This window comes from Georgenia phoenicis (genome assembly GCF_047302425.1).
GTDB lineage: Bacteria > Actinomycetota > Actinomycetes > Actinomycetales > Actinomycetaceae > Oceanitalea.
Map to the genome: position 1 here is coordinate 3646028 of NZ_CP154855.1, position 18115 is coordinate 3664142.

Here is an 18115-nt window from a genome sequence, read left to right on the forward strand (position 1 = left end):
CCGGCGTGGAACACTGGAGCCATGTCGACGGCGATCCGCTTCCCCAGCACGACCGGACTGGAGCTGGAGGACGCCAAGCAGGCCCTGCGTGAGACTGTCCGCACCGCCCGGGCCGCACGCTCGCAGCGGCAGCGGGAGGAGGCCGCGGCGACCTTCGCGGAGCACGCCGTCCAGGCCGTCGGTGACGCGCGCTGCGTGGCCGCCTACGTCTCGGTCCCCACCGAGCCGGACACCAGCGCCCTCATCGACGCGCTCCACGCGCGCGGGGTGCGCGTGCTGCTGCCCGTCCTGGGTCCGGGTCTGGCCCGCTGCTGGGGGGAGTTCACCAGCCGCGACGAGCTCGAGCCCCGCGCCCCGGGCCGTCCGCCGGAACCGGCCGGGGAGGTGCTGCCGCCCGAGGCGCTCGCCCACGCGGAGGTCGTCATCGCGCCGGCGCTCGCCGTCGACCAGCGCGGGGTGCGCCTGGGCCAGGGCGGCGGCTGGTACGACCGGGCGCTGCTCCACCGCGCCCCCGAGGCCCCGGTGTTCGCCATGGTCCACGAGGCCGAGCTCGTCACGGACGCGCCGCTGCCCCGGGCCGAGCACGACCTCCTCGTCGACGCCGTCATCACCGAGGAGCGCTGGTTCCTCATCGACGGCTCGCCCTTCGCGCGCAACGGGCACGACCAGGCCTCCTGACACCCCCGTGGCCGGCCGCGGGAGGACCCGGCAGCCGCGGGTGCCGTCAGCCCGGCTGGTGGAGGGTGCGGGTGCTCTCGGCGGCCTCGTCGACCGCGTCACGGGAGAAGGGCCAGGGGAAGGCCTCGCCGGCCGCCCAGGCCTCGAGCTGGTCGTCGTAGTGGGCGTCCGCAGGGTGCCCGGAGACGCCGGTGAAGTTGACCCACAGCGACTGGTCGAGGTCGCCGAGCTCGACGGCCATGCGCATCGAGGGCACGCTCGTCACCCGGTAGTCCCGCCGCCCGTCCACCTCGGCGCTGGCGTTCCAGCCGGTCGCGTTGACGATGCTCGAGCCACCGCCCACGCCCACGGGGCTGGGGTTGGCGAACCACGAGACGGGCGCCGGGACGCCGTCGCCGAGGACCGGGTGCTCCGGTGCGGCGACGTGCAGGCGTGACCACTGCCAGTCGGAGGGGTCCTTCCCCAGCGTCTGGGTGAGCTCGTTGCGGGCGGCGACCAGCGCCTGGAGCAGGATCTCGTCCCGGCTCTCGACGAGGTTGATCGTGCGGCGGTCGTCCCACCACGCGCTCGTCGGGTCCTCGAGCAGGCGGTCGACGACGACGAGCCAGCGACTGCCGCCGTCGGGTGCGAGGTCGGCGGGCAGATCGTCGGCAAAGGTGAGGTCGAGGAGGTTGGCCCACACCGCGGCGAAGTAGGCCGCCGCGGCGGAGTCGTCGTCCTGCTGGTAGTCGGCCTCCGCCCAGTCGACGAGCAGGTCGACGGCCTCCCGGACAAAGGCGTCGGGGACGGTGACCTCGAGCAGCGTGGGCACGAGCAGCTCGGCGTAGGCACTGGCCTCGTCGTTCATCGCGGCGTTGGCCCACTCGGCGTCGATGGCGGTGCCGTCGGCGACCGCACCGGAGATGAGCTCGCGCAGCCGCTGGGACCGGAAGCCGTAGTCCCAGTCACGAGTGAGGAACGGTCCCTGCCCGGCGGGCAGCACGGCCTGGTTGGCCGCGACGATGAAGCCCTCCGCGGGGTTGAGCACGCGCGGCATGTCCTGGGCGGGCACGTAGCCAGCCCAGTCGTAGCGCCCGTCCCAGCCGGGCCGCGGCCAGCTGCCGTCGGAGGGCACCGGACCGTCGGTGACGTCCTGGCGCACCGGGATGCGCCCGGGCGCCTGGTAGCCGATGTCGCCGTCGGTCGTGGCGAAGACGATGTTCTGCGCGGGCACCTCGAAGAGCGCGGCCGCCGCCGCGACGTCGTCGGCGTTCGTCGCCCTGTTGAGGGCGAAGATCGCGTCCCCGGTGCGTCCCGGCGTCAGCGCCGTCCACGACATGGCGACGGCGTAGCCGCCGAAGCCGGGCGAGGGCGCGTTGTCGGGGACCGGTGAGCTGTTGGCGGCCGCCGTCTCGGGCAGGATCCCGGAGACGATGGGGCCGTGTGCGGTGGCCGCGACGCCCAGCGAGACGTCCGTGCCGCCGTTGACGGCGATCGTCTCGGTGCGCCGGGTGAGGGGCACGCGCTCCCCGCCCCGCAGGTAGGTGCCGTCGTCGTACACGCGCTCGAGGAAGAAGTCGACGACGTCGGCGCCGAGGTTGGTCAGCCCCCACGCGAGGTCGGCGTTGTGGCCGATGATGACGCCCGGCATCCCGGCGAAGTCGAAGCCGGCGACGTCGAAGGTGCACAGCGTGGTGACCTCGCGGCAGTGCAGGCCGACCTGGTGCCAGATGCCCGGGGCGCTGATGCCCAGGTGCGGGTCGTTGGCGAGGACGGGGATTCCGGTGGCGGTGTGCTCGCCGGAGACGACGAAGGAGTTGGAGCCGATGCCCTCCCCCTCGCCGAGCAGCCGCGGGGTGGCCTGGACGGCGGCGTAGGCGCTCTCGACGGCGTCGAGCGCCCCGGGGGGCGGGGTCCAGGAGGCGTCCTCGACGCTCGCCTCGGGGGCGGTGGCGTCCGGCGGCGGGATGATCGGGAGGTTCTGGGCCTCGGGGTAGGAGGGGTAGATCTCCTCGACGCGGGCGACGTCCCCGCCCAGGGCCCGCACGGCGGTGGCGCGGCCGAGCTCGTCGTCGTTGTTGGCCGCGAGGTCCCAGGCCATCGCCTTGAGCCAGGCGAGGGAGTCGATCGGGGTCCACGGGGCGATCTCACCGAGCTCGGTGACGACACCGAGGACGGTGTACTCGACGCCGAGCTGGCTCGCCTCGCGGGAGTCGAGGTAGGCGTTGACGCCCTCGGCGTAGGCCTCGAACAGCGCCCGGCTCTCCTCGCTGAGCAGATCCCACTCCTGCTCGGCGACGCGCCGCCAGCCGAGGGTGCGGATGACCTGGTCGGCGGCCAGCGCGCTGTCGTTCTCACCGACGAGCTCGGAGACGCGGCCGGCGGTCACGTGCCGGCGGTAGTCCATCTCGAAGAAGCGGTCCTGCGCGTGGACGTAGCCCTGGGCGCGCATGAGGTCGCTGTCGGTGTCGGCGTAGATGTGCGGCACGCCGCGCTCGTCACGCACGACCTCGACCTCGGAGGACAGCACCCGCAGCGTCGTCTCACCGCCGTAGTCCGGCAGCGGGCGCCGCACGAGGACGGCGGCGAGCGCCACGCCGGCGACGAGGACGACGACGAGGACGGCCGCGACGATGATCGCCAGGCGCTGCAGAAGGTGGGAGCCACGCACGTGCCGAGGGTATCCGCAGGCGCCGACTTCCGGTGGCCGTCCACGCGGACGCTCCTCCCCCGGCGACGGCGGCGCACCCTCCGTCCCCAGTGTCGCCACCACCCGGCGCGGCCGGGCGGGGCCGCGGCCTACGGTCGCGCCATGCCCGCCGCGCCGCTGCCACCGTCCCGTCGCCGCCGGGTGCGCCTGCGCCGCACCCTCTGGCGCTGGCGGCACGCGCTGCTGGCGGCGGGTGTCGTGTGCGCGGTCGGGACGGTGGTCCACGAGCTGCGTCCCCCGCCGCCGGCGACGGTCGCCGTCGTGGTCACGGCGCGGGACGTGGCCGCGGGCACCCGGCTGGCCGAGGGGGACGTCGTCACGGCCCGGCTGCCGCGTGAGCTGGTGGCGGCGCGGATGCTGCGCGCCCCCACCGAGGCGGTCGGGGAGCGGGTGGCGGTCGGGCTGCCGGAGGGCTTCCCGCTCGCGGCGCAGGTGCTGGTGGGGCCCGGGCTGGCGGCCGGCACGCCGGCGGGGGACGTCGTCGTGCCGGTGCGGCTGGCGGACCCGGCCGTGGCGGGCACGCTGCGCCCGGGTGACCGGGTGGACCTCCTCGCGGCGACGGCGGACGCCGCGGCGAGCGAGGGCAGCGCGCGGGTCGTGGCGGCGGGCGCGCTCGTCATGGCCCTGGAGGAGGGCGGCGGAGGCGGCCTGCTCGGAGGTGAGGAGCCCGCCTCGCTCGTCTTCGTCGCGGTGCCCCGGGCGGCGGCCCCGGACGTCGTCGGGGCCAGCGCGTGGGCGCCGCTGCGGGTGGTCCTGCCGGGGTAGCGCACGCTGCCGGCGAGAGGGAGGAGGTGGGGCAGGACTAGGGTGCGGTGCGCCGGGACGGCCGTTCCCGGGAACTGGAGGAGTGGGCTGTGCTCAAGGGATTCCGGGACTTCATCACCCGCGGGAACGTCATCGACCTGGCCGTCGCCGTCGTCATCGGCTCGGCCTTCACGGCGATCGTCAACACGGTCGTCTCGAGCATCATCACGCCCGTGGTCAACGCGATCGGCGGCACGCAGGTCGAGGGCACCGTCGGCTTCGCGATCGTCCCCGGCCGGGAGGACACCTTCGTCGACCTCGCGGCGATCATCAACGCGGTCGTCGTCTTCCTCATCACCGCGGCGGTCGTCTACTTCGTCTTCGTCATGCCGATGAACACGTTCCAGGAGCGCCGCAAGCGCGGGAAGGAGCCGGAGCCGCAGGCGCCGGCCGAGGACGTCCTGCTGCTCCAGGAGATCCGCGACCTCCTCAAGGAGCAGAGCGGGCGCCCGTAAGCAGCTACTGCCAGTGCGGGGGCTTGTCGCGGAGGTAGCGGGCGTCGTCGGAGCCCTCGGGGAGCTCGCCCCAGGCAGCGTCGGTGTCCTCCGCCGCCCGGTCCGGCAGGACCGGTTCCGGGGCGGGGCGCTGCGCCGGGCGCGCCGGCGGCTGGTCCGCGGCACGCACGGGCCGAGCCGGCGGCTCGGTGGGGACGAGCGCGCCTTCCTCGCTCGCCCCCAGCCGCGTCGGTGGGGACACCACACGCCGGTGCGTGCCGCGGCGCGCCATCAGCGGTGGCGGGAGGCGACGGCCCGCAGCACGGAGTCGACCTCCAGCCCGCGGCGGGTGAGCGCGAGCTCCTCGCGCAGCGCCTCGACGAGGGCGGCCTCGTCCCGCTCCCCGCCGTCGGAACAGATCCACGCGGCAAGGTCGTCGAGCTCGTCGTCGGAGTAGGCGCCGACCGGCAGCCCTGGGGTGACCGGGGGCCGCGGCCCGCGCTCCAGCACGGTCGGCTCCGGCTCGGCCGCCGGCTCCTCGGCCGGGCCCGACTCGCTCTCGGCCACCGGAGCGTCCGCAGGCCCCGTGGCGGCGGCGTCCTGCGCGTCGGCAGCGTCAGCCGGCGCCGCGGTCACGTCGCCCTGCTCCGGCTCGGCCGCCGCGTCGTCCTGCGTCGGGGCGGGGACCGCGGCGTCGTCGTCGGCGAGCTCGACCGGCAGCGCGGCCGCGGGCGGCCGCACGGGGTCGGTGGCGCGGCGGCGGGCGTCGACGACGTCGAGCACGAGCGCGACGATCGTCTCCGCCTCCCGCTGCGGGTCGGTGAAGACGGCGGTGGAGAAGGCCATGTGGACGCGCCAGCCGCGGGAGGCGAGCCGCTGTACCCAGTGCCGCTCGCGGCGGCGCAGGTTGGGCTCGGCGACGTACGCGGCGTCGTCGGTGAGGACGGCGACGAGCAGCTCACCGGGCAGGTCCGGGTGCCCGATCGCGAGCGGGATCCGCACCCCGCCCTCGACGCCGTACTGGGGCACGACCGTGAGCCCGAGGCGCCACAGGCGCTCGGCGAGGTCGACGAGGAGGGGGTCGGGTGCGGCGACGGCGGCGCCGTTGTCCTCGACCGGCTGGGGGTCGGCCGCCCAGTCGATGAGGTCGGCGAGCAGCAGCGGCCCGGGGGTGTGGAGCCGCTCGCGGTCGATCTCCCCGGGGCCGATGCACGAGACGACGACGAGCCGCTCGCGCACGGCGTCGAGCGCGTCGATGAGGCACGCCTTGCCGTCGGGGCCGCTCACCGCGCCGAAGCTGTGGAGCACGCGGCCGTGCGGGGTCTTGGCGTAGCCGAGGGTGAGGAGGACGGTGTCGCGGCGCAGGCCGCCCGCGCCGTCGGCGTCGACGACAACGAAGGGCTCCTCCCGGTCGGCGGCGAAGAACGCGGCCACGGCCGAGGAGCCGGAGACGGCCGAGATGACCGCCTCGCGCACGCGGTCGGCGTGGCGGGCGTTGAGCGCGACGACCGCGAGGGACTGGTCCGGCGCGGTGAGCGCGTGCTCGATGACGAGGTCGACGACGCGGTCCACCTCCGCCTGGACGCTCTCGACGGCGTCCGCGCCGGGGGCGGGCATCCCGAAGCCCTCGACGAGCTCGAGGGTGACCCGGCCGGGAGCGGGCGGGTCGGGCACGGGCTGGATGACGTCGCCGTAGCCGTGGGCGGCGAGGAACGCGGCGATCGACTCCTCGCGCTCGGCGCGGTCGGTCGGCAGGGTGAGGGCGGGGAGCAGCGGGGCGAGCTCGGCGACGAGACCGTCGCCGCCGCGGCGGGAGTCACCGACGAGCACGACCTGGCGGCCGCGCGTGATCGCGCCGACCGCCTGCTCGGTCGGCAGGTGGTGGACGCCGTCGAGGACGACGAGGTCGACGCAGCGGGTGGGGGGCAGCAGCTGGGGCACGAGCACGGGCGGCACCACCCAGCCGGGCCGGATCGCGCCGACGAGCTCGGGGTGGCGCGCGTGGATGCGGCGCAGGTCGGCGCCGCGCCCGGCGGCGAGCTCCTCCTCGAGCTGGGCGGCCTCGTCACGACGGTCGCGGACGAGGGCCTGCATCCGGCGGACGACGGCGCGGCGCACCGGGCCGGGCAGGGTGGCCACGTGGGCGGCGTCCAGCTCCCGGAAGCGCTCGGCGAGGGCGACGAGGCCCGGGCCGTCGTAGCCGGCGAGGTCCGGGTCGGTGCGGAGGATCTCCTCGAGCACCGAGGTCCACCAGGCGAGGTCGAGCTCGGCGCCGGCGACGGCGGCCACCACCCGGCGCCCGGTGAGGTCGGCGACGAGCTCGCCCAGGCCGAGCGACTCGAGCTCGGCGAGGACGGCGGTGCGCTCGGGCATGAGGCGCACGGCTTCGCCGTCGCCACCGAGGTCGGCCATGAACGAGGCGAGCTCGGCGAGGGGCAGGTCGAGGAGGTCGGGCTTGCCCGCGCCGGCGCCGACGACGTCCTGGAGAGCCAGGACGTCCTTCTCGACGCTGCGCGCGTGGCGGGTCATCTCCGACAGGCCCTCGGGCAGCCGCGGCCAGCCCCCGCCGGGGCAGTGGCGGCGCCACACCTCCCGCTGCTCCTGGACGTGGACCAGCTCGGCGTGGAGGTCGGCGACGGGGCGGCCGGGACGCAGCAGGTCCTTGGCCTGCTTGCGCAGGCGGCGGCGGGTGCCCATCGGCATCGTCACGCCGTGCTCCTTGCGCCACGCCCTCGTCGAGGTGGCGATGACCATGTCGGCCGCGGAGCGCTCGAAGACCTGGGGGACGAAGACGTCGAGGGCCGAGCGGACGCCGTCGAGCATCTCCAGCTGCTCGAGCCAGCCGCGCAGGGTCCCGGCCTCGGTCAGCCCGGTCTCGCGGGTGGTGCGCTCGACGTCCTCGAGGACGCGCGGCAGCTCGAGCGCGCCCAGGCGCTGGGTGCGCTCGAGGGCCTGCCGCGCGGCGTCGGCGCTGTCGAGGCGCGCGCCGTACCAGGGGGTGTCGTGCGGCCGCAGGTCGAAGGCACCGAGCGAGGCGGCCCGGACGAGCCGCTCGCGGGCGTGCTCGCGCTGCTCCCCGGTGAGCTCGCGGACGGTGGCGGAGGACAGGCGGACCTCGGTGCGGGGTCCTGGCCGGGCGGCCGTCAGCTCGGCCAGGGCGAGCAGGGCGGCGTGGGCGGAGCAGCCCCAGGGCTGGCGCGCCGTGTGAAGGGCGGTGACGTAGGCGGCGAGGCGTTCGCGCACCGAGACGAGCTCGGCCCGGACGGCGCGGACGGTGTCGACCTCGCTCGGCGGCTCGGGCGCCGCGAGCCCGGCGCGCAGCTCGGCCGGGGCGGCGGCCCGCCAGCCGGTGTCGGTGGACAGGTCGAGAACGAGCTCGCTCAGCCCGAGCCCCGCGAGCTCCTCGACGAGCGCGTGCGCCACGCGCCGGGTGCCGGGGACGTAGAGCACCCGGCGGCCGGAGGCGACGGCGTCGGCGACGACGGCGGCGAGCGTGGCCGGGACGTCGGCCCCGGGGGGCGCGTCGATGAAGAGGTCCGTGCCGGCGGCGACGGCGTCGATGACGCGCTGCTGGTCGGGGTCGAGGTCCCCCACCCCGCGCTCGGCCTGCGGCTGGCGGTCGGCGCCGGAGCGCTCGGGCAGCGGGCGGTCGAGGGCGGCGCGGGCGTCCTCGTCGCCGGCGAGGGCGGCGACGACGTCGTGGCCGACGAGGTCGTCGTGCATGGCCTCGAGGTCCTCGACGAGCACCTGGCCGGGGTGGACGAAGGGGCCGATGAGGACGCGCTCCTCGAGCGTGAAGTCGGGCAGGTGCTCCTCGCCGAGCAGGGCGAGCCGGCCCAGCGCCACGCGCGGGGAGAAGCCGTCGGAGGTGAGGGCCGCGGCCGCGATGGCGTGGATGTCGGCGCTGACCCCGCGGGAGCGCAGGGCCCGCACGAGCACGGCGTTGACGTCGACCACCGGCTCGAGCGCGAGCTCGGGGTCGGTGACCTGCCCGCCGCGGCTCGTGAGCCGCACCGGGCGCAGCAGCACGGGTGCGCGCACGGTGCGCGGCTCGGGCGCCGCACTCTCGGACGTCGCGCTCTCGGCGGCCTCGTCCTCGGCGTCGTCCGCCTCGACGGCGTCGTCGCTCACGGGTGCGGGCCGCGGGAACTCCGTCCACGTCGCGATGCCGGCCGCGAGGTAGGTGGGGGCGACCCCGTAGCGCTGGGCGAGCTCGTCGGTGCGGGCCACGACGGTGCGGGCCGAGCGGCGGGCCGCGACGAGCGCACCGCCCTCGCGGACGAGGTTGGACAGCCGGGTGGCGCGGCCGGAGTACAGCTGGGCGATCCCGGAGGGGTGGGCGGCGGTGAGGTCGATGACCGCCTCGCCGAGCATGGTGACGTCCGACAGGGCGCTCACGCCGCTGAGGGCGACGAGGCGCTCGCGCCACTGCTGGGCGGCGTCCTCGACGGTGCGCGCGCGGGTTCCGGTGTCCGGCTCGGCGGGCTGACCACCGACGACGCCGACGGGACCCTGTCCTCCGCCGCGGCGGTGTCCGCCGGGCGGGCGGGCGAAGAGCGGTGAAGGGGTCATCCGTCCACGCTAACGAGCCGGGCGCCGATGGCCCGTGCGACCCGCCGGGGCGCGGAAAAGTGCCCAGGCATGAAGATAGGGCGTGACGCACACGGGGGGCAGGCGTCACGCCCTATGAGCAGTATCATGCTCCACCTTTCGTCGGAGCGCAAGACCCAACCTCCGTACAAGTGGTTGTGATCCCTGTCACAACCTCAGAAGGGCCGGACGGGGACCGCACGTCGGTGCCTCCGGGCAGATTCGAACTGCCGACACCCGCTTTAGGAGAGCGGTGCTCTATCCCCTGAGCTACGGAGGCGGGGCGGGCCCAGCGTACTCGGCGGGCCGGGCCGCACGCACATAGGGTCAGGGCCATGGCCAGCCGCACGCTCGACCTGCCGCCGGAGTGGGCCTACGCCGTCGTCACCGCCGCGCGGCACCACGGCCGCTGGATCCCCCTCACCCGGGTGAGCGCCCCGGCGCGGGCCCTGCGGGAGGGCGACGAGGTGGTGGGGCGCTCGGCGCTCGCGCTCGTCGACCGCATGCGCGTCACCCGCGCCGACCCGCCCCACGAGCTGCGGCTGGTCAAGACCGGCCCGGTGCTGCTCGGGGAGGTCGTCATCACCGTGCGGCCGGCCGGCCCGGGCCGCTCCGTCGTCGACTGGGCCGAGGACGGCGTCCACCTGCGCGGCCCGCTCCCCCGCCGGCTGACCGGGGCGCTGCTGCGCCCCTCCCTCGAGGCGATGACCGCCCTCGCGCTGTGGCGCATCGACCGCTCGGTCCGCCGCCGCGCGGCCGGCCGCCGCTGATCTGCGCACAGGTCCGCGACACGCTCGGCGACACGCCGAGCCTCAAGGCTGCGGACTTGATGCAAGCCGGCGCGCTCGGACTTGTGCGCAGGATTACGACACTCAGACGCTCGCCACGGTGGCCGGCACCCTCACGGCCGCGAGCGCCTGCGCGATGTCCGCCCGCAGGTCCGCCTGCTCCTCCAGGCCCACGGACAGCCGCACCGTCGCGTCGCTGATGCCCACGCGCGCCCGGCCCTCGGGACCGAGCCGGCGGTGCGTCGTCGTCGCCGGGTGGGTGACCAGCGACTTCGCGTCGCCGAGGTTGTTGGAGATGAGGACGAGGCGCAGCGCGTCGAGGAAGGTGAAGGTCTCCTCTCGGGTGGCGGGCCGGCCGTCGACGGCGAGGTCGAAGGTGACGACGCTCCCCCCGCCGCTCATCTGCGCCCGGGCCAGCGCCACCTGCGGGTGGGAGTCGAGGAAGGGGTGGCGCACCTGGCCCACGCCGGGGAGCGTCTCCAGCCAGCGGGCCAGCTCGAGGGCGGCGTCGCTCTGCGCGCGCACCCGCAGCGGCAGCGTCTCCAGGCCCTTGAGGAGCACCCAGGCGTTGAAGGGGCTGAGGGAGGGGCCGGTCGTGCGCAGCACGAGCCGCAGCGGCCCCTCGACGAACTCGCGGCTGCCGAGGACGGCGCCGCCCATCGTCCGCCCCTGCCCGTCGATGTGCTTCGTGGCCGAGTAGACGACGACGTCGGCCCCCTGGGGCAGCGTGCGCTGCAGCACCGGGGTGGCGAAGACGTTGTCGACGACGACGACGGCGCCCGCGGCGTGGGCGAGCGCGCTCACCGCGGCGACGTCGACGATGTCCTGCATCGGGTTGGACGGTGTCTCGAAAAGGACGACGTCCGCGGGGGTCGCCAGCGCCCGGCGCCAGTCCTCCAGGTCGTGCGCGTCGACGTACTCGGTGACCACGCCCCAGCCCCCGAGGACGTCCTCGAGCAGTGTGATCGTCGAGCCGAAGAGGGCGCGTCCAGCCACCACCCGCGAGCCGCTGCGCACGACCGCGGCGAGGGTGGAGAAGACGGCGGACATGCCGGTGGCCGTCGCCGCGCAGGCCTCGGCGCCCTCGAGCGCGCGCAGCCGCTCCTCGAAGGTCCGCACCGTGGGGTTCTCGTAGCGGCTGTAGGTGAAGCGGTCCGCCTCCCCCTCGAAGGCCGCCTCGGCGTCGGCGGCGGCCGCGTAGACGAAGCCCTGGGTGAGGAAGAGGGCCTCGGAGGTCTCGTGGAAGCCGGTCCGCTCGTGGCCTGCGTGGACGGCGCGGGTGGCGCTGCCCCACGCCGGGTCGGGCTCCGGATAGCCGCCGGGGCCGGGACAGGCGGGGCGGGTGGTCGATGTCGTCATGGTTCCTCCATCGCGTCCTGGCGGGAGCACCCGTGGGCCGGGTTGCTGCAGCGTCGACGAGCCAGGTCTCTCGGCTGCTCTGGATGGGTCGTCCCGAGGCTAGCCACGCCGGACGCGCCCTGGCTCCCGCCGCGGGCGCCGGTCCCACCAGTCGGACGGGACGGCACACCGGAGGCGCCGGGGATGAGACCGGCCTCCGCCCTTCGCAGGACGACGGCGCGCGAGGGATCGTGCCGACGGCCGTTCGGATGGGCACTTCTCCCCATGGTCACGCAGGTCGCGCGCCGTGAGGATGGGCGTCAGGACGCGCGGGGGCGCGTCGGAGAAGGGGGCACCATGTCCGCGCAGACCGTTCAGCAGGCTCGCCAGGGGCGCAGCCGCGTCGCTCACCTCCGCCTCGACGTCGCCGAGTGGACGGTGCTGCAGCGGGCCCTCCTCTCCCACGTCCCGGACGCGCAGGCACCCGCCGGCTTCGGTCCCGAGGCCTTCGGGCTCGACCCGGACCAGCCGCTCACCCCCGACGAGCGGGTCCGTGCCTGGGCGAGCCTGCAGCTGCGGGGGCTGGCCACCCACGTGCCCGACGGGGACGACGTCACCGGGCTCACGCCGCCGTGCGTGCTCGGGATGCTCATGCTCCTCGACCCGGACCTCCGCGTGGACGTCTCCTCGTGGTCGGGGGACGTCGTCGTCAACCAGGCCGTCGGGTGGAGCGAGGGACGGACCGCTGCCCTGGCGCGCCGTCGCCGCCTCACCCGCACCGCCACCGGGGAACCCGCCCTGGAGCAGGAGCCCGTCGTCGAGGTCGCCCTCTCCGCCGCCGGTGGGCTGCTCGCCGAGGTCATGCGCGCGCTGCCCGCCCACGTGAGCGGCGGCGCGCCCACCGACCGGTCCCCGGTGCGGGTGGGCTGGCCGGAGTCGGCAGCCATCGCGCAGGCGCTGCGCTCGGGGCGCGCGGACGTCGCCGCCCACCTGTCCGGGCTTCCTGCCTCCGCGCTCGCCGTCCTCGGCGCCATCTCCACCTCGCTCACCGGTGGGGCGTGCGTGAGCGCGGCGCGGCGGCACGACGACGCGACCCTCGCCTTCCACGGGGTGTGGCTGTGGACCGACGCGGACGTCGTCGAGCTCGTCGACGCGAGCGCCCACGGCGTCACGCTGCGCCGCACCGACCTCCTGCGGGTGCGCAACGCGCTGCTCACCGCGCTCACCGGCCTGCTCCACGCCGAGGAGGTGCTGTGACCCTCACCGTCACCGGAGGGGCGGGCGGCATCCTCGCGCGCGTCGAGGACATGCGCGCCACCGCCGACGCCCTCGACGCCGCGGGCGACGTCGCCAGGGAGCTCGCGGAGCGGGTGGCCGCCGTCGCGGTCCACCACGCCGTCCTGGCCTCTCAGGTGCTCTCCCCGCTGACGGGGGCACGGGTGCTCGGTGAGGTGGCCGGGGCGCAGCTGCCGCCGGAGGGGCTGGCCTGGCTGGCGCTGGAGTACGAGGCCGCCGCCGCGTTCCTGCGGGGCTCGGCCACCGCCTACGAGGAGACGGACGCCGCCCTGGCACGGCTCGCCGAGCTCGGGGAGACGGTGACCGGCGTCGTCCTCCTCAACGGGGCCGTCCTCACGGCAGCGGGGCTCGGCGTGACGTCCGCCGCCCTGGACGCCCTGCCCGACGACGTCGCCGACGCCCTCACGCCCGACGCCTTCGCCGCCTGGCTCGAGGAGGTCGGGGAGCGGCCGGGCGACGCCGTCCTCGGCGAGCTCTACGACCACCCGTGGGTCACCGAGTCGATCGTCTCCGGACTGCCGTGGGTGCTCGGTACCGAGGTGCCGCTCGTCCTCAGCGCGCTCACCCCGTGGACCTTCCCGCCCGTCCCGCTGACCTACGAGCAGGTCGTCGCCGGCGTCGTCGGCGCCGGCGGGCTGCTCGGGCTCCTCGCCGACGGCACGCCCGTCGTCACCCCGGCCCCCTCGGTGACCAGCCCCGCCGCCGACAGCCTGGCGTCGCTGTTCGGGAACATCGCGCAGCTGGGCGGCCCGGGCGGCTCCCAGGTCCGGGTCACCGCCGTGCCCGACGGCGCGGGCGGGCACAGCTGGATCGTCGAGATCCCCGGGACGCAGGACTGGGCACCGGAGTCGGGCACCAACCCCTCGAACCTCGCCACCAACCTCCGCCTCATGGCGGGTTACGACACCGCGATGGAGGCGGCCGTGGTCGAGGCCGTGCACCAGGCGATGAGCGAGCTCGCGGAGCAGCAGGGGGTGCCGCTCGCCGAGCTGCAGTCCCAGCCGGTCACGCTCGCCGGGCACAGCCAGGGCGGCATCGTCGCGGCCGCGCTGGCCGCGGACCCGGGCACCGGGCTCAACGTCACGCAGATCGTCACCGCCGGCTCCCCGATCGCCGGCATGGACGTCCCGCCCGACGTCGCCGTCCTCAGCATCGAGCACACCCAGGACCCCGTGCCCCGCCTCGACGGCAGCCCCAACCCCGCGAGCGCGGGCTGGACGACCGTCGTCCGCGACGCCCACGGCGCCCAGGACGTGGCCGAGGGCGATCCCATCACCGCGCACATGGGCGCCGTCTACGTCGAGACCGCCGCCCTCCTCACCGAGCAGGCCGCCCACGACCCCGCCCTCGCCCGCGCGCTCGAGGGGCTGGAGGGGCAGTTCGCCCAGGTGCGCTCGGGGCAGGCGCAGGTCTTCCAGTACGACGTCACCCAGGAGCACCGGTGAGGCGGCTGCTGGCCGCGTGCGCGGTCGGGCTCCTCCTCCTCGGCTGCGCCGAGGGCGCCACGAGCGCCCCCGCCCCGCCCTCCCCCGCCGTCGACCTCGCCGCCGAGAGCGAGCGGCTCACCACCGAGCTCGGTGCGCTGGACACCGTGTCGACGGCGCAGGCCCAGGTGCGCTCGGGTGCGACGTGGGGGCGGCAGGTCGTCATCGAGGCGGAGACCTCCAGCACGGACCCGGCCGAGCAGCTGGCGCTGCTCGACAGCCTCGTCCACGCCGGCTGGGACACCGCGGCCTTCGTCCCCACCGACGTCAGCACCGTGCTCGGCACACCCGACGGGACCGTCCTCGATGCCCGCGACCTCGGCATGCCCCTCCAGGGGGCACGGCCGGACGCCCTGTACGAGCGCTTCGGACCACCCGCCGCCGACCCCGGCTGGCGGCCGTGAGGGACCGGGAGGAGGACCGTGGGACTGGCTGAGACCCCCGAGGAGCTGCACGCCCTCGCCGGGCAGATGGACGACGTCGCAGGGCAGGTGCGCGAGCTCGGCACCGAGCTGATCGCCCTGCGGGAGACGATCGGCTGGCGCTCGGTCGCGGCGCAGGAGTACGAGGCGACGCTCGGGGAGCACGCCGAGGCCACGACCCGCGGCGCGGACCGGGTCGAGGACGTCGCCCTCGCGCTGCGCGAGCACGCGGACGCCGCGGCGCAGACCCTCGCCGCGATCGAGGCCGCGCGCAGCTTCCTGCTCTCCGCGGCCGAGGACGCCCGTGCCGTGCTCGGCGAGCTGTGGGACGGCGTCGTCGACTCCCCCGTGGTGGAGGACGCCCGGCGGGTGGTCGAGGTCGCCGCCGGCGCACCCGCCTCCGCCGTCGACCTCGGCTGGCTGGACCGCGCCCGCCAGGCCGGCTGGCCGGGCTGACGGGCGCGGACGGCTACTGAGCCGCGCGGATCTCCAGCGTGCAGCACTTGGCCCCGCCGCCGCCCTTGAGCAGCTCGGAGGTGTCGATGCCGATGGGCTCGAAGCCCCGCTCGGCGAGCGCCGCGGCCAGGTCGGCGGCGCGCGGGTTGTGGATGACGTGGCGGCCGTCGCTCACCCCGTTGAGCCCGAGGACGACGGCGTCGGCCTCGGTGGCGATGACGGCGTCGGGGAAGAGCCGCTCGAGCACCCGGCGGCTGCCCTCGCTGAAGGCCTGCGGGTAGTAGGCGATCTCCGTGTCGGACAGCACCATGAGCGCGGTGTCGAGGTGGTAGAACCGCGGGTCGACGAGCTGGAGGGTGATGACCGGCTTGCCGATGACCTCCTGCAGCTCGGTGTGCGAGGCGGTGGAGGTGCGGAAGCCGGTGCCGGCGAGCACGTAGTTCCCCACGGTGAGGATGTCGCCCTCACCCTCGTTGGTCTCGGTGGCCTCGTGCACGCGGTAGCCCCGGTCGGCGAACCACTGCGCGTAGGCGGGCCCCTCGGGCATGCGCTGGGGGTAGGTGAACTTCGCGGTGTACATGACGCCGTCGCTCACGAGGCCGCCGTTGGCGGCGTAGACCATGTCCGGCAGTCCCTCGATCGGGTCGATGAGCTCGATGCGGTGGCCGAGCCGGACATAGGTGTCGTGGAGCTCCTGCCACTGCGCGACCGCCAGGTCCGTGTCGGTCGGCACGGTGGGGTGCATCCACGGGTTGATCTCGTAGCTCACGGTGAAGTACGTCGGCCGGCACATGAGGAAGTGCCGAGGCGTCGCGTGGCGGGTTGGCCGCACGGCAGCCCCTTTCGTCTCGGGTGTGCCTAGAGCCTAGGCACACCCGGGCGCAGCGGCGGACGTGGGCGCGTGAGCCTCGACACGTCAGCGGCGGCGCCACGGGACGTCGGTGGGGCTCGCCTCCTCGCGCACGGAGCGGGCGGGGACGACCATGACGGGGCAGACGGCGTGGTGGAGCACGGCCTGGCTGGTCGAGCCCATGAGCAGGCCCGCGAAGCCGCCGCGGCCGCGGGAGCCGACGACGACGAGGTCGACCGCCGTCGAGAACTCGGCGAGGAGGGCGGCGGCATTCCCGTCGAGGGCGTGCTGGCTGATGCGCACCTCGCGCCCCTCCACGGCCCGCTCGACGGCGACGTTGAGACCGACCTTGACGTCGGCGAGGACGTCGTCGCGGTCGACGGCGGCGGGCAGCCAGGCGAGGGAGCCGGAGCCGCCACCGATCGGGACGGCGGCGACGGCGGTGAGGTGGGCGTCCCACAGCACGGCCTCGTCCACCGCGCGGCGCAGCGCGATGGTGGCCGACTCGGAGCCGTCCACCCCGACGACCATGCGGCGCACGGGGGTGAAGCCGGGCTGGCCCTCCGGGGTGCGGGGCACGACGACGGTGGGGCAGTGGGCGTGGGCGGGCAGGGAGGAGGAGACGTTGCCGAGGAGGCGGTCGGCGAAGCCGCCGCCGCCGCGGGTGCCGACGACGGCGAGCCCGGCCTGGCGGGAGAGCTCGACGAGCACACCGGTCGGGTCCCCGAGCTCGAGGGCGGAGGTGACCTCGATGTCCTCGCCCACCCGCAGGACGGCCTCGTCGAGGACGGCCTGCGCACCTGCCTGGATGGCGGAGTCGTCGACGGCCGCGAAGCCGCCGTCGAGCGAGGCGACCGTGAAGGCGGGAACCGCGTAGGCGCACACGACGTGCAGGCGCCAGCCGAGGCGGCGCGCCTCGGCCGCTGCCCAGTCGAGCGCGGCCGTGCTCGTCTCCGAGCCGTCCACACCGACGATGACGACGTTCTCGCGGGGCATGTCACCCTCCAGGTCGGGAGCCGTTGCCCCCATTGTGCTCCCTCGCGCGCGGCGTGGCGGCACTTCGGGGCGGGACGCGGACGGGCCCGCACCGACTCGGTGCGGGCCCGTCCGACGAGCGTTGCTGGGCTCAGCCCACCCGGATGAAGGTGGGGGTGCCACGGCCGACGTCCGAGATCGGACCGGCCTGCAGGGGCTTGGAGGGGTTGCGGGCCGCGATGTGCTGGCCGTCGCCCAGGTAGATGCCGACGTGACCGGGCCACCACACGAGGTCACCGGCCTGCGCCTCGGCGGCGGACACGACGGTGCCGGCGCCGGCCTGGGCGCTCGAGCTGCGCGGGATGCTGATGCCCGCCTGCTGGAAGACGTACCAGGTGAAGCCGGAGCAGTCGAAGCCGGCCGGGCTGGCGCCGCCCCAGACGTAGGGGGTGCCGACGTAGCGGAAGGCGATGTCGACGATGGCGTTGCCGGAGGCGGCCGGCGCGGGGGCGACGGCGGTCTCGCCGGCGACGGCGGCGGGCGCGCCGCTGCGGGAGGCGGTCTCGGTGGTGCGCGCGGCGGCCAGGGCCTGCGCCTCGGCGGCGGCAGCAGCCTCCTGCGCGGCAGCCTCCTCGGCGATGTGCTCGGCGATCGGGTCGCTGTCCTCGGTGACCGTCGTCTTCGGCGGGGTCGCGTCGACGGCGAGGTCGGCGACGGCGAAGTCGACGTGGGCGGGCACGGACACGGTCGGGCTGACCGTGAGCGCGGTGCGCGCCTGGCTCGACAGCGCGGAGACGTCGACCTGCGGGAGGGAGGAGCCCTCCGGCGCGGCGACGGCGCTGCTGGCGGCCATGGTCAGGGCCAGACCCGAGGACGCGGCGACGAGCATGCCACGGCGAGCGGCGGGGCCGGCGACGGCCTGACCGAGTGCGGTCAGGGGGGTGGTGGGGCGGCACGCTGCGCGGTGGCGCGCCCCGGGCGTGGTGACGGTCACGAAGAGCCTCTCCTGTGTTGCCGACGAGGTGAGCTGTCGGGTTCGGGTGGGAGATCACCCGGCCCGTCCTTGCGGACGGGCTTCACCCCTAGGGGCCGACCGGAGCCGACCGCCACTACCTGGTTCCCCCGCCCCTGCCGACGGTCGTTCTCAAGGGACCACGGGCGGCGGCAGGGTTGGGCTCCGTCCATGGGCTTCTCACTGGAGGGCGTGAGCAGCGAGTGGGACACTACCCGAGCGCCTCACCAATTGTCACGTTCCGGTTACGACGATGTGTGTCACATGGCCCGGGACACACCTGTGGGGCGGTCAGAACC

At 75.6% G+C, this 18115-nt stretch carries 15 protein-coding genes, 1 tRNA gene and 1 riboswitch; of the genes, 8 read left to right on the top strand and 8 right to left on the bottom strand.

Features of this window, described 5'->3' with window-relative positions; genetic code table 11:
* Positions 1-21 precede the first annotated feature (21 nt).
* Positions 22-678, top strand: coding sequence for a 5-formyltetrahydrofolate cyclo-ligase (locus tag AA0005_RS17245; protein ID WP_413451314.1), 657 nt, complete (start codon positions 22-24; stop codon positions 676-678).
* Between the two features lie 46 nt (positions 679-724).
* Here AA0005_RS17245 and AA0005_RS17250 read toward each other — a convergent pair whose 3' ends face one another.
* A complete protein-coding gene (locus tag AA0005_RS17250; RefSeq protein WP_413451315.1) occupies positions 725-3328 on the bottom strand; it encodes a penicillin acylase family protein in 2604 nt (867 codons plus the stop codon).
* A 141-nt stretch (positions 3329-3469) separates the two neighbouring features.
* Here AA0005_RS17250 and AA0005_RS17255 point away from each other — a divergent pair, with 141 nt between their 5' ends.
* Entirely contained in the window at positions 3470-4132 is a 663-nt protein-coding gene (locus AA0005_RS17255) for an RcpC/CpaB family pilus assembly protein (protein ID WP_413451316.1), read from the top strand.
* Between the two features lie 89 nt (positions 4133-4221).
* Positions 4222-4626 carry a large conductance mechanosensitive channel protein MscL gene (gene mscL, locus AA0005_RS17260; protein ID WP_413451317.1) on the top strand — a complete coding sequence of 135 codons (405 nt, stop codon included), beginning with the start codon at positions 4222-4224 and terminating at the stop codon, positions 4624-4626.
* A gap of 4 nt (positions 4627-4630) precedes the next feature.
* Here mscL and AA0005_RS17265 read toward each other — a convergent pair whose 3' ends face one another.
* From AA0005_RS17265 to AA0005_RS17275, 3 genes are all read right to left on the bottom strand, one after another.
* Positions 4631-4867, bottom strand: coding sequence for a hypothetical protein (locus tag AA0005_RS17265; RefSeq protein WP_413451318.1), 237 nt, complete (start codon positions 4865-4867; stop codon positions 4631-4633).
* Between the two features lie 29 nt (positions 4868-4896).
* Entirely contained in the window at positions 4897-9177 is a 4281-nt protein-coding gene (locus tag AA0005_RS17270; RefSeq protein WP_413451319.1) for a hypothetical protein, read from the bottom strand.
* A 225-nt stretch (positions 9178-9402) separates the two neighbouring features.
* Positions 9403-9475: transfer RNA gene (locus AA0005_RS17275), tRNA-Arg, on the bottom strand.
* 55 nt (positions 9476-9530) lie between these two features.
* Here AA0005_RS17275 and AA0005_RS17280 point away from each other — a divergent pair.
* A complete protein-coding gene (locus AA0005_RS17280; RefSeq protein WP_413451320.1) occupies positions 9531-9965 on the top strand; it encodes an SRPBCC family protein in 435 nt (144 codons plus the stop codon).
* A gap of 102 nt (positions 9966-10067) precedes the next feature.
* Here the strand turns inward: AA0005_RS17280 and AA0005_RS17285 are convergent, their stop codons facing one another.
* Complete coding sequence (locus AA0005_RS17285) at positions 10068-11342, bottom strand: O-succinylhomoserine sulfhydrylase (protein WP_413451321.1); 1275 nt, start codon at positions 11340-11342, stop codon at positions 10068-10070.
* 336 nt (positions 11343-11678) lie between these two features.
* On the opposite strand from AA0005_RS17285, the gene AA0005_RS17290 reads away from it, so the two are divergent.
* From AA0005_RS17290 to AA0005_RS17305, 4 genes are read left to right on the top strand one after another with little or no spacing between them, the layout of a single operon-like run.
* Positions 11679-12578, top strand: coding sequence for a hypothetical protein (locus tag AA0005_RS17290; protein WP_413451322.1), 900 nt, complete (start codon positions 11679-11681; stop codon positions 12576-12578).
* Complete coding sequence (locus tag AA0005_RS17295) at positions 12575-14062, top strand: hypothetical protein (RefSeq protein WP_413451323.1); 1488 nt, start codon at positions 12575-12577, stop codon at positions 14060-14062. The genes AA0005_RS17290 and AA0005_RS17295 overlap by 4 nt, the downstream gene beginning before the upstream one ends.
* Positions 14059-14505 carry a hypothetical protein gene (locus AA0005_RS17300; protein WP_413451324.1) on the top strand — a complete coding sequence of 149 codons (447 nt, stop codon included), beginning with the start codon at positions 14059-14061 and terminating at the stop codon, positions 14503-14505. Before AA0005_RS17295 ends, AA0005_RS17300 begins: the two co-directional genes overlap by 4 nt.
* 18 nt (positions 14506-14523) lie before the next feature.
* Positions 14524-14979: a hypothetical protein gene (locus AA0005_RS17305; RefSeq protein ID WP_413451325.1), complete on the top strand. Its 456-nt coding sequence runs from the start codon at positions 14524-14526 to the stop codon at positions 14977-14979.
* A gap of 13 nt (positions 14980-14992) precedes the next feature.
* On the opposite strand, the gene ddaH is transcribed toward AA0005_RS17305, so the two are convergent.
* From ddaH to AA0005_RS17320, 3 genes are all read right to left on the bottom strand, one after another.
* The gene (gene ddaH, locus AA0005_RS17310) at positions 14993-15811 is read right to left on the bottom strand and encodes a dimethylargininase (protein WP_413451326.1); all 819 of its coding nucleotides are present in this window, start codon (positions 15809-15811) and stop codon (positions 14993-14995) included.
* A gap of 84 nt (positions 15812-15895) precedes the next feature.
* Entirely contained in the window at positions 15896-16825 is a 930-nt protein-coding gene (locus AA0005_RS17315; protein WP_413451327.1) for a universal stress protein, read from the bottom strand.
* 130 nt (positions 16826-16955) lie between these two features.
* On the bottom strand, positions 16956-17798 hold the full coding sequence (locus AA0005_RS17320) for a C40 family peptidase (RefSeq protein WP_413451328.1): 843 nt from the start codon (positions 17796-17798) through the stop codon (positions 16956-16958).
* Positions 17799-17800: 2 nt separating this feature from the next.
* Positions 17801-17981, bottom strand: a riboswitch (cyclic di-AMP (ydaO/yuaA leader).
* Positions 17982-18115 lie beyond the last annotated feature (134 nt).